16 protein-coding genes are annotated in these 14,805 nt (G+C 38.3%); all 16 read left to right on the forward strand.

Annotation, left to right across the window (positions count from 1 at the left end; translation table 11 throughout):
* The first annotated feature begins 68 nt into the window (after positions 1-68).
* Entirely contained in the window at positions 69-728 is a 660-nt protein-coding gene (locus AC3WOM_RS02670) for a flagellar brake protein (protein WP_492444807.1), read from the forward strand.
* A gap of 142 nt (positions 729-870) precedes the next feature.
* Entirely contained in the window at positions 871-1,545 is a 675-nt protein-coding gene (gene cmk / locus AC3WOM_RS02675; RefSeq protein WP_492444809.1) for a (d)CMP kinase, read from the forward strand.
* Between the two features lie 102 nt (positions 1,546-1,647).
* Positions 1,648-2,784: a 30S ribosomal protein S1 gene (gene rpsA, locus AC3WOM_RS02680; RefSeq protein WP_427544452.1), complete on the forward strand. Its 1,137-nt coding sequence runs from the start codon at positions 1,648-1,650 to the stop codon at positions 2,782-2,784.
* A 386-nt stretch (positions 2,785-3,170) separates the two neighbouring features.
* Positions 3,171-4,481 (forward strand): ribosome biogenesis GTPase Der, encoded by a 1,311-nt coding sequence (der, locus tag AC3WOM_RS02685; protein ID WP_427544449.1) that lies wholly within the window; start codon positions 3,171-3,173, stop codon positions 4,479-4,481.
* 119 nt (positions 4,482-4,600) lie between these two features.
* Positions 4,601-5,614 (forward strand): NAD(P)H-dependent glycerol-3-phosphate dehydrogenase, encoded by a 1,014-nt coding sequence (locus tag AC3WOM_RS02690; protein ID WP_492444811.1) that lies wholly within the window; start codon positions 4,601-4,603, stop codon positions 5,612-5,614.
* Positions 5,615-5,815: 201 nt separating this feature from the next.
* Positions 5,816-6,028, forward strand: coding sequence for a DUF2768 domain-containing protein (locus AC3WOM_RS02695; RefSeq protein WP_427544444.1), 213 nt, complete (start codon positions 5,816-5,818; stop codon positions 6,026-6,028).
* A gap of 22 nt (positions 6,029-6,050) precedes the next feature.
* Positions 6,051-6,839 carry a YphF family lipoprotein gene (locus AC3WOM_RS02700; RefSeq protein ID WP_492444813.1) on the forward strand — a complete coding sequence of 263 codons (789 nt, stop codon included), beginning with the start codon at positions 6,051-6,053 and terminating at the stop codon, positions 6,837-6,839.
* A 95-nt stretch (positions 6,840-6,934) separates the two neighbouring features.
* Entirely contained in the window at positions 6,935-8,413 is a 1,479-nt protein-coding gene (spoIVA, locus tag AC3WOM_RS02705; protein WP_427544438.1) for a stage IV sporulation protein A, read from the forward strand.
* 199 nt (positions 8,414-8,612) lie between these two features.
* Positions 8,613-8,885, forward strand: a complete 273-nt coding sequence (locus tag AC3WOM_RS02710) for an HU family DNA-binding protein (protein ID WP_054770292.1) — start codon at positions 8,613-8,615, stop codon at positions 8,883-8,885.
* Positions 8,886-9,214: 329 nt separating this feature from the next.
* A complete protein-coding gene (gene folE / locus AC3WOM_RS02715; RefSeq protein WP_492444815.1) occupies positions 9,215-9,784 on the forward strand; it encodes a GTP cyclohydrolase I FolE in 570 nt (189 codons plus the stop codon).
* Positions 9,785-9,847: 63 nt separating this feature from the next.
* Positions 9,848-10,066, forward strand: coding sequence for a trp RNA-binding attenuation protein MtrB (mtrB, locus tag AC3WOM_RS02720; RefSeq protein WP_008180408.1), 219 nt, complete (start codon positions 9,848-9,850; stop codon positions 10,064-10,066).
* A gap of 244 nt (positions 10,067-10,310) precedes the next feature.
* Positions 10,311-11,078, forward strand: coding sequence for a heptaprenyl diphosphate synthase component 1 (locus tag AC3WOM_RS02725; RefSeq protein WP_492444816.1), 768 nt, complete (start codon positions 10,311-10,313; stop codon positions 11,076-11,078).
* Positions 11,079-11,093: 15 nt separating this feature from the next.
* A complete protein-coding gene (locus AC3WOM_RS02730) occupies positions 11,094-11,798 on the forward strand; it encodes a demethylmenaquinone methyltransferase (protein WP_427544431.1) in 705 nt (234 codons plus the stop codon).
* Between the two features lie 19 nt (positions 11,799-11,817).
* Complete coding sequence (hepT, locus tag AC3WOM_RS02735) at positions 11,818-12,792, forward strand: heptaprenyl diphosphate synthase component II (RefSeq protein WP_427544428.1); 975 nt, start codon at positions 11,818-11,820, stop codon at positions 12,790-12,792.
* Between the two features lie 86 nt (positions 12,793-12,878).
* A complete protein-coding gene (ndk, locus tag AC3WOM_RS02740; protein ID WP_427544425.1) occupies positions 12,879-13,295 on the forward strand; it encodes a nucleoside-diphosphate kinase in 417 nt (138 codons plus the stop codon).
* Positions 13,296-13,655: 360 nt separating this feature from the next.
* Positions 13,656-14,804 carry a thiolase family protein gene (locus AC3WOM_RS02745; RefSeq protein WP_492444918.1) on the forward strand — a complete coding sequence of 383 codons (1,149 nt, stop codon included), beginning with the start codon at positions 13,656-13,658 and terminating at the stop codon, positions 14,802-14,804.
* The last annotated feature ends 1 nt before the right edge of the window (position 14,805 follow it).

Below are 14,805 nucleotides of genomic sequence, written 5' to 3' on the forward strand. Positions count from 1 at the left end.
CAATTCGTATAGCCAAAATGAGCATCTCATGCGATAATGAAATTATATTTTTGTTCGGGGAGATGCTCATGGAAATAAAAATTGGTACACTTTTACAACTTGAACCTACTTATACAGAGCGTGTTGAAAAATTCCGCTGTAAAGTTGTAGAACAAAAAGATAATATTCTTTACATTGATTATCCGATAAATATTGTAACAAAAAAAACAGCATTTTTAATAGATGGCTCTGAATTTAGAGCAACTTTTCGTACCGAAGACAAACAATCCTTTGCTTTTAATACAGAAGTGATTGGGCGTAAAGCTGGCAATGTACCCATGATTATGTTGCATTGTCCAAAGGCAGAAGAATTTATCAAAATTCAACGTCGTGAGTATGTACGTGTGGAAACGCCTGTAGATGTGGCAATACAGTTTAAGGATTATAAATATCAGCTTGTAACAGAAGATATTAGTGCTGGCGGTATAGCAGTTATGTTAAAAGGAGAAGTTGCTTTTAAAGACGGTGATGAGGTTAAGATCACAATCGTATTACCATATGCCAATGGGGATGTAAAATATGTTATTACAGAAGCAACTATCGTGCGGATTTTTGAAAAAGATGACAAAATCATTGCAACCATTCGATTATTTGATACAGATGATGTCGATCAGCAACATATCGTACGTTTCTGTTTTGAACGTCAGCTAGTCAATCGACGTAAAGAATTAAACCCCTTTGACTTTTGAACCTAATTTTTGAGCGAGTGAGAAATGTTGTGAAATATGGTGGCATATTATTGTCATGGATTTAAGAAAAGCCCTCTGTGAGTTAGAGGGTTTTTTTATCTTTATATGTTACAATATGGTGTGATGGAAAGTAGGGGAAATTATGATGAAAAACATTCAAATTGCGATTGATGGTCCTGCTGGTGCCGGGAAAAGTACGATCGCTAAAATAGTTGCAGAAACTCTAGGATTTACTTATATCGATACAGGTGCAATGTATCGTGCAGTTACGTATAAAGCAATACAGCAGAACATACATTTAGATGATGAAACAAAATTAGCAGAAATGCTTGCAGCAAGCACAATCGAATTAAAGCCATCTCCGCTAGGCCAGCTTGTCTTTTTGGATGGCAATAATGTTTCAGCGGAAATCCGATCAAATGAGGTAACTTCCTCTGTTTCACAAGTAGCCGCTCATGCAATGGTTCGAGAACTGTTAGTAGCACAGCAGCAAAAGCTTGCGGCTAATGGTGGCGTTGTGATGGATGGGCGCGATATTGCTACACATGTGTTAAAAAATGCGGAATTAAAAATCTTTATGTCTGCAACAGTAGAGGAACGGGCAAGACGCCGTTTAATCGACAATCAAAAACGAGGGATAGAGTCATCCATTGAAAAGCTTCAGGAAGAAATTGCTCTGCGCGACAAAATGGATAGTGAACGGGAGGCATCACCACTAATTCAAGCAGAGGATGCTATATTTTTAGATACGACATCATTGTCCATTGACGATGCAGCACAAGCTATTTTAAGATTAGCGCAAGATAAAATGGTATAAATCCTAAAATTTCAGACATTTTTTGAATTTAAAGGATTTATTTTTGTCTTTGTCTTCAATATCGAATAAAATAGTAAGGGAAGATGCGAAGGAGGGTTACATATGTCTGAAGAAATGAACTATGCAGAACAAACGTTTAACGAAGGTGATATCGTCAAAGGTATTGCAGAGCAGGTTGATGAAAAAGCGGTAACTGTTTCAATTCCAGGTGCACCGTTTGATGGTATCGTACCAATCAGTGAATTATCAAGCTTACACATTGAAAAAGCTTCTGATGTTATCTCTGTTGGAGATGAATTAGAGTTGATGATCACAAAGGTTGAAGAAGAGAACTATGTCTTATCAAAACGTAAAGTAGATGCTTTAAAAGCATGGGATACACTTGAGCAACAATTTGCCGCTGAAGAAGTATTCGAAGCGGAAGTCAAAGATATTGTTAAAGGTGGTCTTGTCGTAGATTTAGGTGTACGTGGCTTCGTACCAGCATCACTTGTAGAAGACTACTTTGTTGACGATTTTGAAGGCTATAAAGGCAAATCACTAAGCTTTAAAATTGTTGAGCTTGATAAGGAAAAAAATCGTTTAATTTTATCACATCGTGCTGTGGTCGAAGCAGAAAAAGCTTCACAAAAGAAACAAGTCATTAATGAAATTCAAGCAGGCAACGTGTTAAACGGAAAAGTTCAACGAATAGCATCATTTGGGGCATTCATTGATCTTGGAGGTATTGATGGTCTTGTGCATATTTCACAAGTGTCGCATGAGCATGTAAGCGATGTGAGTGAGGTTTTATCAGAGGGACAAGAGGTAACAGTAAAAGTTCTTTCGGTTGATCCAGAAAACGAGCGTATTTCATTGTCTATTAAAGAAACGATTCCTGGGCCTTGGTCGAATATCGAAGAGCGTGCCGCTAAAGGAACTGTATTAGATGGCAAAGTAAAACGTCTAACGTCATTTGGCGCGTTTGTGGAGGTTTTCCCAGGCGTAGAAGGCTTAGTGCATATTTCGCAAATCGCACATAAGCATATTAATACACCACATGAGGCATTAAAAGAAGGACAAGTGGTACAAGTAAAGGTGCTTGACGTCAATGGTGAGGAAGGGCGTCTAGCTCTAAGCATTAAAGATTTACTTGAAAATCCTGAGGCAGAAGAAGTAATTGACTATGAATTACCAGAAGAAAACACAGGCTTCTCTTTCGGTGATGTCATTGGTGATAAATTAAAGAACTTTAAATAAACTAATCGGGCGAGGATACATGTTGTGTCCTCGCTTTTTTGTTGTTGGAGTAGCGGATAGAATCTTTGAACAGGGAGGATAGAACATATAAAGTGCAGGATAGAATCTTCAAAGTGATGGATAGAATGTAAAGTAGCGGATAGAACCTACGAAGTGATGGATAGAATGTAAAGTAGTGGATAGAACCTATGAATTAGCGGATAGAACTCTTAAAGTAACGGATAACACCTTCAAAGTACAGGATAGAATTCCCGAAATTGGGGATATGATCTTCAAATTGACAGAGTCATGATACATAGCGCTCTATTTAATGGATATGATATGATATAATGGCATTTTTCGTGTATAATAGCGAAAGACAAGAAGTTTGGAAGGATGAAGTACAGATGACGAAACCAGTAGTAGCCATCGTAGGTCGTCCGAACGTAGGTAAGTCGACGATTTTTAATCGTATCGTTGGGGAACGTGTATCGATTGTGGAAGATATCCCAGGAGTAACACGTGACCGTATTTATAGTTCGGCAGAGTGGTTAACACATGACTTTAATATTATTGATACAGGTGGTATCGAGATTGGAGACGAGCCGTTTTTAGAGCAAATTCGCCAACAGGCTGAAATTGCGATTGAAGAAGCAGATGTTATTATTTTTATGACAAACGGTCGTGAGGGTGTAACAGCTGCAGACGAGCAAGTGGCTAAAATTTTATACAAAACAAAGAAACCAGTCGTTTTAGCAGTAAATAAAATTGATAATCCAGATATGCGCGAGATGATCTATGATTTCTATGCACTTGGCTTTGGTGAGCCTTGGCCGATTTCAGGCTCTCACGGCTTAGGCTTAGGGGATTTATTAGATGAATGTGCTAAACACTTCCCAAAAGAGGATGAGGAGCAATATGGGGATGATGTTATTAAATTCTCGCTCATTGGTCGTCCTAATGTAGGGAAATCCTCGTTAGTGAATGCATTTTTAGGACAGGAACGCGTTATTGTTAGTAATATTGCTGGTACAACGCGCGATGCGATTGACACACCGTATGAGTACGATGGACATGAATATGTCATTATTGATACAGCGGGTATGCGCAAAAAGGGGAAGGTCTATGAGACGACAGAGAAATATTCTGTATTACGCGCCTTACGTGCCATTGAACGCTCTGATGTTGTGCTAGTTGTGCTAAATGCAGAAGAGGGCATACAAGAGCAGGACAAAAAAATTGCTGGCTATGCGCATGAGGCTGGAAAAGCAGTTATCATTGTTGTGAATAAATGGGATGCAATTGAAAAAGATGAGAAGACAATGAACGTCTTTACACAACAAATTCGAGAGCACTTCTTATTCTTAGACTATGCACCGATTATTTTTGTATCGGCTAATACCAAACAACGGGTACATCAAATTTTACCGATTATCCAGCGTGTAAGTGAAAATCATTCAATGCGAATTCAATCATCCATTTTAAACGAAGTAATTGAAGATTCTGTGGCACGTAATCCAGCACCGACAGATAAAGGTCGCCGTTTACGTATTTACTATGCAACACAGGTTGCAATACAGCCACCAACGTTTGTGATTTTTGTAAATGAACCTGAACTGATGCATTTCTCTTATGAACGTTTTTTAGAAAATCGTATTCGAGAAACATTTGATTTTGAAGGGACGCCAATTCGTTTAATTACTCGTGCTCGTGCCTAGAAAAATGATACACAGACAGTACGCCTATCCGACGTTTTTTGTTGGATGGCGTCTTTTTACAAAAAAGGTCAGCATCATTGAAAATCTATTACAGGCGCTATGAAAAGGGAGGATTTTGAATGGAAAAAGTTTGTGTGTTAGGTGCAGGTTCATGGGGAACTGCACTAGCAATGGTACTTGCAGAAAATGGACATGATACGCTTGTATGGACTCATCGAGCTGATCAAGCTGAAGAAATAAACAGCCTGCATACGAATAAAAAGTATTTACCAGAAACGATATTACCAATAAATTTGCATGCTACAAATGATATTGCTCAGGCAGTTGCTCATTCGGAAATAATTATAGTTGCTGTACCAACTAAGGCCATTCGAGAAGTATGTGAAAAAATGGTAGTATCTCTCGCTAAAAAAATTCTATTTGTTCATGTTTCTAAGGGAATAGAGCCAGATTCACTAAAAAGAATTTCAGAAATTCTAGCAGAGAGTCTCCCAGCTGAATTCATAGAGGAAATTGTTGTACTTTCTGGTCCAAGTCATGCAGAGGAGGTTGTATTACATCATCCAACAACTGTGACAGCAGCCTGTGCTAATATTGGGGCTGCTGAAAAAGTACAGGACCTATTTATGAATCAATTTTTCCGTGTTTACACGAATGAAGATGTCATCGGCGTTGAAATTGGCGGTGCGCTAAAAAATGTTATTGCATTAGCTGCTGGGATTACAGATGGCTTAAATTATGGTGATAATGCTAAAGCAGCACTGATTACTCGAGGATTAGCTGAAATTACACGCCTTGGTGTTAAAATGGGAGGAAATCCCTTTACATTCGCAGGACTAACAGGCATGGGTGATTTGATTGTAACATGTACAAGTGTGCATTCCCGAAATTGGCGCGCAGGTCATTTACTTGGAAAAGGGATGAAGTTGCAAGAGGTCCTTGATCAAATGGGCATGGTGGTAGAAGGTGTGCGTACAACGAAGGCAGCCTATCAATTAGCAGAGAAATATAATGTTGCCATGCCGATATCAACAGAGCTTTATAGTGTGCTCTTTAATGATGTAGAACCGAAAATAGCTGTTGATGCATTAATGATGCGTATGAAAAAGCGAGAAATTGATGAAATTTCATAAATTAAATTATTGAATAGTTTTGTCATAATATGGACATAAATAAGGTGTCCCAGCGGTAATGCTGGGACACTTTTATTGTGTGCTAATCAAAAGGTTGTCGATTTGATGATAGTTAATGGACAACTATTTCTTTTTAGCGAAAGCACATAGTATAATAAACTTTGATTGTTTTGTGACATTAAAGAAAGGTGGTTGTCTTAAATGGGTCCGTTAGCACATATGCCTGCCTTAGACGTAATGTGGGTATCATTTTATTGTATCGGCTTTATGATTATCTCAGTCGGTTTAATTTATTTAGCACGGCATAAGATTTCAAATGTTTTTTTACGTACAATCGTAAATTTATCAGCATACATATTGTTTGGGCTTGGTACTTTCTTAATGGTACTGATTGTTGCCACATGGCCAGCATAAAAAATAATGAGGTGGAAGTGACATGAAGAAATTAAGTGCTATTGTAATGGTGCTTGCAACCGCGATACTTCTAGTAGGGTGTGTAACTCCTGAAGACGAGAAGAGGGCTAAAGTAGTCCCAGATGTAGATCAATTAGCAGCGGTTCAGCGTGCGGTGGATGAATATCGTGAAGCAACTGGTGGGCTAGTTCCTATTAAAAATAGTGAACTAGATACTGATATTTATATAAAATATTTAATTGATTTTGAGAAACTAATGCCGAAATATCTTGCACAAATTCCTGGGAATGCCTATGAAAAAGGTGGAATTTTCCAATATATTATTTGGGATCCTGAGAATAAGGCAACAGTTAAACTAGTCGATTTAAATGCAGCGGAGCGTATCCGTGAGATTAATATTCGTAAAATGTCATCTCAATATTTACCGATAAAAGGAAATACTGAAGATAATGTGTTTCAAATTGATTTTCAACAATTAGGCTATAAAAAAGATGTTACTGTCAAAAGTCCTTATTCTGGTGCCGAATTACCTTTATTTATGACAGGTGATGGTGAAATGCATGTCGACTATTCAATCGATTTAGGTCAACTACTAAAAGGAGACAATCCTGATGTTAAACCTGGTGAAGATATTCGCCAGCTGCTTATTGATAAATATCCAGTGGTACCAGCATATTCAGTACCATATACAGTCGATGAAAATGGCGAACCAATCTATTTTATGGAAGCCTATGATAGTGATGCAAAAAAAGCTAGAGAAAAAGCGATAGAAAAGGCCAAGAAAGAGGCCGAATCTCAAACTAATAAATAATAGTTGATAAGCTCCTTACATTTGTAGGGGGCTTTTTCATATTTGACTAAGGACTTGCATATAGTGAAAAAGCGTAGATAAAGGAGGCAGAAACCTTGAGTGAAGCAGTATTTAAAGAAATTGCAGAGCGCACAAATGGCGATGTTTATATTGGTGTTGTCGGTCCAGTACGTGTAGGTAAATCTACATTTGTAAAAAAGGTTATGGAAGCAGTTGTGTTACCGAATATTGTGGATGAAACGGAAAGAATGCGAGCACAAGATGAATTGCCGCAAAGCTCACCGGGGCCAGTCATTATGACTGCTGAGCCGAAGTTTGTGCCTGCCCAAGCAACACGTATTGCGGTCGGTGAAGATGAAATGACATTCCAAATTCGTTTAGCAGATTGCGTTGGCTATATTATTGATGGGACAAAGGGATATGAGGACGAAAATGGTCCAAAGTATGTGCATACACCTTGGCACACAGATCCAATTCCTTTCCAGGAAGCAGCGAAAATTGGTACAGATAAAGTAATTCGAGACCATGCCAACATTGGAATTGTTGTCACAACGGATGGTACAGTGAATGGTATTAGTCGTCGAGCAGCGGAGAAGGCAGAAGAAGAAATTGTTGCGCAGCTTACTGAAATTGGAAAGCCATTTGTCATTGTGTTAAATTGTCAAATGCCAGCAAGAGAGGAGACCGTTCAGCTTCGGAATGAATTATTTGAACGTTATAATGTCCCTGTAATTGCGATTTCAATTGATCAAATGCGCGAAACAGATGTTCAGTATATTCTGCAAGAAGCGTTATTTGAATTTCCAATTCGTACAATTGAGGTAGAAAAGCCAGATTGGTTAGATGTTTTAGATGCATCACATCCATTGAATGTAGCACTTATTGATTCGATGGAAGAAGTATTATCCTCAGTTATGAGAATTCGAGATGTACAACAGGCATCAGATGCCTTTAAAGCTATCGATTATATCGATCAAAGTGAAGTGGTGCATGTAGACTCTGGGGCTGGAACTGCAGTTATACGGGTATCTTTACAGGGGGAGCTATATAAATCCGTTTGTAATGAATGGCTAGAAGAACCAATTGAAACAAAGAAAGATTGGCTGCTATTTATTAAAGAAGCGGCTGAGGCAAAGGAAGCACAAAAACGTTTTAAATCAGCTATTAACGATGCTGATTCCACTGGCTACGGCGTAACGTTGCCTATGATGCAGGAATTTGAGCCAACAGCACCTGAGCTCATTAAACAAAATAATTTCTTTGGTGTCCGTATGAAAGCAAAAGCACCATCTTATCATATCATTCGAGTAGACATGGAATCTGAATTTGCTCCGTTAATTGGCTCTGAATTCCATAGTCAACAGTTACTTAAGGATTTAAATCATGCTTATTTACATGATCGAGATGCATTATGGAATACACAGCTTTTTGGAACACCATTGCATGAAGTGTTAAAAGAAGGAATTCGCTATAAAATGGATGCTGTTCCATCTACAGCCAAAAAACGTATGCGTCAAACAATCGAACGAATGGTGAACGAGGGTGACAGAGGATTAGTTACGTTTATTTTGTAGAAATAAAAAGAAAAATAAAGCGCAAAAAATTAGTGCAGGGCTTTTCGTTTTTATGCGAAAAGTCCTGTTATTTTTGTTTTTTGGGTGAAAAACTGACTTTTTGGTTATAATCATGAATGAATACAGTTGCGTCGCGGTTTTCTATGTGTTACTCTTTTTACAGAATTGATTCATGACCCTTTGAGAGGAGGTGAATGGTGTGAATAAAACAGAATTAGTAAACTCTGTTGCTGAAGCTGCAGGTCTTTCAAAAAAAGACGCTTCTAAAGCAGTTGAAGCTGTATTTGATACAATTCAAGATGCTCTTGCAAAGGGTGACAAAGTACAATTAATTGGTTTTGGTAACTTTGAAGTACGTGAACGTGCGGCTCGTAAAGGTCGTAACCCACAAACTGGTAAAGAAATCGAAATCGCTGCTAGCAAGGTACCTGCTTTTAAACCAGGTAAACAGCTCAAAGACGCTGTAAAATAATACACGTCTAGTAGTTACATAGAGCAGTCTTCATGTAATCGAACATGGAGGCTGCTCTTTTTAACTTTTACTGAAGGCTTGCAATTATATGCAAGATAATTATTATACATAGTGGATTTGAAAAGGGATGTTTTTTTGTAAATGAAGCATTCTAGATAGAGTATGCATAATTCAAGAATATGCTCTTTTTCAGAAATTCAGAATGGTGTCATTGCTCGTAAAGCATTGAATTTTATTCAATCAGGTAAGTCGTTTTGCGCTAACCTTTTGTATATGCTACGATGCATAGGGAAATGTGTAATGTTTTGATAGCAGGAGGTTTTTTACGAATGTCGAATGTTGATTTATTGAAAATAGAAGAAGCAGTAAAAATGATATTAGAAGCTATAGGAGAAGATGTAAATCGCGAAGGTTTACTCGATACACCAAAACGAGTTGCTAAAATGTATGCTGAAATGTTTAGTGGCTTACATGAAGATGCAAGAGATTATTTTAAAACAGTTTTCCATGAAGATCATGAGGAATTAGTGCTTGTGAAGGATATTCCATTTTATTCAATGTGTGAGCATCACTTGGTTCCTTTTTATGGAAAAGCTCATGTGGCATACATACCTAACGATGGAATAGTTGCAGGCCTAAGTAAATTAGGGCGTGCTGTAGAAACAATTGCTCGCCGTCCGCAATTACAAGAGCGTATAACATCCTCTGTAGCTGATACAATTATGGAAATGCTATCTCCAAAAGGAGTGTATGTGGTGATTGAAGCGGAACATATGTGCATGACGATGCGTGGCTTAAAGAAGCCAGGCTCTAAAACTGTGACATCGGTTGCACGTGGCATTTATGAGGAAGATGAAGTAAAACGAAGAGAAGTATTGTCATTTATTCAAATGTCTTAAATTGCATGTCTAATTATGTTATGATGGACTAAGAATTTGTCGGATTTAAGGAGTGTACAAATAATGTCACAAGATTATATTGTTATTCAAGCAGAGGAAGATGGCGTGCATGTAATCGGTTTAACGCGTGGGACAGATACAAAATTTCACCATTCTGAAAAATTAGATGCAGGCGAAGTGATGATTGCTCAATTCACTGAACATACATCTGCTATGAAAATTCGTGGGAAAGCGCAAATTCATACAGCTCATGGTGTTATTCATAGTGAAGCTAAAAAATAAAAGCTGTATGGTCCATTACATGGCACATATAACTTGCTTAGATGTGTAAACTTAGTATTGTTTTAATCCGATTTTAAAGGCAGTTGGATTTCAACCATTTTGATGGTGAAAAGTCTGCTGCCTAATATGTTGATGGAAACGAAATTTTTTTATGACAAATCGTCGCGTATGCTATAATGACTCAGTAAGCAAACGTTAGGAGATAGAAGCAACTAACGTATTTGAAATGAATGGAGTAAGGACTATGAATGCAACATACATTCAAAATTCAATTGCACAGTTAAAAACAGAGATTTTCATGGATGTTCGTCATAGAACTTTGCAAAAATACACAGGGGCTCCTGTGCTTGATGAAAATCAATTGTTTTACTTGTTAGTTCCTTTTTTGAATGGTGAGGAGTGGCAGCAGGAGCAAAGAGAAGCTGCGATTACAGTGGGAATTGTGTACGCAGCCCTTGCGGCGCACGATCATATAAAAGAATTAGATGCCACATCTAAAGAACAGCAGCTAACCGTTTTAGCTGGAGACTTTTATAGTGGGCGCTATTATGAGATTTTAGCGATGTCTGGAAATGTCGCTTTGATTCGAAATTTGTCACAAGGAATTGTGGCACGCTGTGAACACCAAATAAAGGTGTATGAGGCAACAAAAAGATCGATTGAGCAATGGATTGCCTCAATGAGCACTATAGAATCAGGGTTAATCGCCAAATTTTTTGAACTTTATTCATTCGAAAAGTATATTCCAATAGTGGAAAAAAGCTTAATTATTTTACGTTTAGAGAGAGAATGGGTAGCTTATCATCGTGGACAAGTGTCTTTAATGAGCAAGGCGCTTGAAGAGAGTGCAAAGTATGATGGCACTACCTATTACAGTGTCATCCAGGATAAAATTGTGCAATTAAAAAAAGAGCTATTACAGGAGATTACTGAGGCATCGTTTATACAAGGTGATGTGAAACAAGCTCTACAAGCACGTGTAGAGGCATCTATTGCTTCTACTAATGGATAAGAGAGGTTTTTCAAAATGGCTAAAACGAAAGAAGAACACGTTCACGAAGTATTTGAAAGTATTTCGGATAACTACGACAAAATGAATGGCGTTATTAGTTTCCAGATGCATATTGGCTGGCGTAATGATACGATGAAGCACATGGCTGTAAAACCTGGATCAAAGGCATTGGATGTTTGTTGTGGGACAGCAGATTGGACTATTGCCCTGGCACAGGCAGTGGGTGAAAATGGAGAGGTAAAGGGGCTTGATTTCAGTAAAAATATGCTGAATGTTGGGGAGCAAAAGGTAAAGCCATATCCTCAAATTGAGCTTATACATGGGAATGCCATGGAACTACCTTTTCCAGACAATACATTTGATTATGTGACGATTGGTTTTGGTCTTCGTAATGTTCCGGATTATTTACAAGTGCTAAAAGAAATGAATCGAGTTGTAAAACCTGGAGGAATGGTTGTTTGCTTAGAGACATCACAATCAGAAATTCCAGGCTATCGACAATTATTCCGTTTTTATTTTAAATTTATAATGCCGATATTTGGTAAAATATTTGCGAAAAGCTATAAAGAATATTCTTGGCTACAGGAATCTGCAAATGATTTCCCAGGTATGAAAAAGTTAGCGGCAATGTTTCAGCAGGCAGGTTTAGAAAAAGTAACGTACAAAGCATACAGTGGCGGTGCTGCGGCAATGCATATGGGCTTTAAAAAGATACGTTAATGGGGGAAGGTTTTCACGCGTGGAAAAGATGAAGTTAAAACTACTCTATTCCGATTTGAAATCAGATATCGATATCATTGAACAAGAATTAGAAAAAGCAGTGAACTCTTCTTCCTATTTGATCAATGATGCTTCTCTCCATTTATTACAAGCTGGTGGCAAACGGATACGGCCAATTTTTGTATTGCTTGGTGCAAAATTTGGGGAATATGATATCCAGAAAATGAAGGATGTTGCTGTGCCTTTAGAGCTTATTCATATGGCATCACTTGTGCATGATGATGTTATTGATGATTCCAATATGCGAAGAGGACGCCCGACTGTCAAATCCCAATGGAATAATAGAGTAGCAATGTACACGGGCGATTTTATTTTTGCACGTGCACTAGAATATATAACGAAGCTTGAAGACCCATTAGTTCATCAAATTTTAGCGCGAACAATGGTGGAGATTTGTAACGGTGAGGTCATTCAAATCGAAGATAAGTTTAGATTAGATCAGGGTATAAAGGATTATTTTAGACGTATTAAACGCAAAACAGCATTGCTGATTTCTTCAAGTTGTGAGCTCGGTGCAGTAGCAGCAGGTGTCGATGCTAAGACAGTAAGACATTTGAAACGCTTCGGCTATTTTGTAGGCATGAGCTTCCAAATTATAGACGATGTTTTAGATATTATGGCAACGGATAAAGAATTAGGGAAGCCAGCAGGCAGTGATTTATTACAAGGAAATATTACCTTACCGATTTTATTATTAAAAGATGATCCAGAGATGCAGCCTTACCTCGTAAAGGTATTTGCGGGTACATTAACTGAGATAGAAAGACAAAATATGTTACAGTATGTGCGTAAATCTCGTGCAATTGAGCAAGCTAATCATATGAGTGATAAATATTTGAAAAAAGCTTTGCAAGAAATTGAAGCTTTACCAAAACATCCCGTTAAGAAAAAGCTGCGTGATGTTGCTTTGTTTATGGGCAAGCGTAAATTCTAGCTTTTTGTTGTACAAAGGCTCATTTTTTGTTAATATTTATCGGTAGGTGTAAAACCTGTTAGACGAATTTAAGGAGTGTTTTTAACATGGCAATCGAAAAAACTTTTTTAATGGTTAAGCCTGATGGCGTAGAGCGTCAAGTAGTAGGAGATATCGTAGACCGTTTCGAACGTCGCGGTTTTGTAATGAAAGGTGCTAAATTAATGGTAATTTCTCAAGATTTAGCAGAAAAGCACTATGCGGAGCACGCTGAGCGTCCATTCTTTGGTGAATTAGTTGATTTCATCACTTCTGGTCCTGTATTCGCTATGGTATGGGAAGGCGAAAACGTAATCAAGCTTGCTCGTACAATGATGGGTGCAACAAAACCTGAAGAATCAAATCCAGGTACAATCCGTGGTGACTATGCAACAACTGTTTCTCACAACATCATCCACGGTTCTGACTCTCTTGCTTCTGCAGAGCGCGAAATCGGCTTATTCTTCGGTGAAGATTTAGTTTAATTTGCAAATGGATTAGGCAATCTCAATTTAGTTTGAGATTGCTTTTTTATTGCGCTGATTTAGAGGAGTGACTGATAGAATTCACGAACTGACGGATAGAATCATCAAAGTGCTGGATAGGACCTCAAACTGATGGATAAAACAATCAAAGTAATGGATAGAGTCCTAGATCTCAATTAAATGTCTCTAGATACATGTAGAATTGTTAAAAACTTCTTACTCATGTACAATAAATGCTATAATATTCTGATAATTAAAGTTTTTCAATAGTTTAATAATCAAGAATATATTTCATAACTTCCCAATACACTTTAAAGTGATAGGAAATAGTAGAATTACGTTGCAAAGGGGTTTTTCATGATGAGAGAAGTGGTGATTGTAGCGGCTGTTCGTACAGCAGTTGGTAGAAGAAAAGGGGCATTATGCAATGTACGAGCGGATGATTTAGCCGCAGATGTTCTACAAGAGGTGGTACAACGCGCAGGAATCCAGAAGAATCAGGTTGAGGATGTTATTTTAGGCTGTGTGACACAAACGGCTGAACAAGGTGCTAACATTGCTCGAACAGCCTTATTAATGGCAGGCTTTCCTGAGACTGTTCCTGGTGTAACTATTGATCGACAATGTGGTTCAAGTCAGCAGGCCGTTCATTTTGCGGCACAGGCCATTTTAGCGAGGGATATGGATATCGTTATAGCTGGCGGGGTTGAGAGTATGACGAGGGTGTCAATGGGTACGAATATGCAGAGTGCTCATGAGGGTAAACGCTTACAGGATAACTATGCCATTATTCACCAAGGTTTATCAGCAGAGAAAATGGCTGAAAAATGGAGCTTCTCAAAGGAGCAGTTAAATAACTATGCTTGCAATAGTCATAGGCGAGCATTAGCAGCGATAGGAGCTGGCTATTTTACAGATGAAATACTGCCAATTCAAGTAACACAAGAGGATGGCTCTGTTTCCACATTTTCTGTTGATGAGGGACCACGAGCTGAAACGACAATTGATCGATTAAATGGATTGAAAACAGTTTTTCAGGAGGATGGTGTAATTACAGCTGGTAATGCAAGTCAAATGAGTGATGGTGCATCGGCAATCGTCATTATGTCCATAGAGAAGGCACAGGAACTTGGTATAAAGCCGCTTGCTAAAATCATCACAAGAGTTGTCGTCGGCTCAGATCCAACTCTGATGTTAACTGGTCCAATAGAGGCAACTAGAAGAGCACTAGAACGGTCAGGTCTAAAGATTGAAGACATTGATACGTACGAAGTGAACGAAGCTTTTGCGCCTGTGCCACTTGCTTGGTTGCATGAAATTGGAGCAGATCCAGAAAAGCTCAATCCAGATGGGGGAGCAATTGCTTTAGGTCACCCATTAGGGGCAACGGGTACAAAGCTACTAACTACGATGCTCTACCGAATGGAACGGGAAAGTTTGCGTTATGGATTACTTGCTATCTGTGAAGGTATGGGCATGGCAAATGCCACTATTATTGAAAAAATATAAA

The organism is Lysinibacillus sp. FW301-JW8 (genome assembly GCF_058788755.1).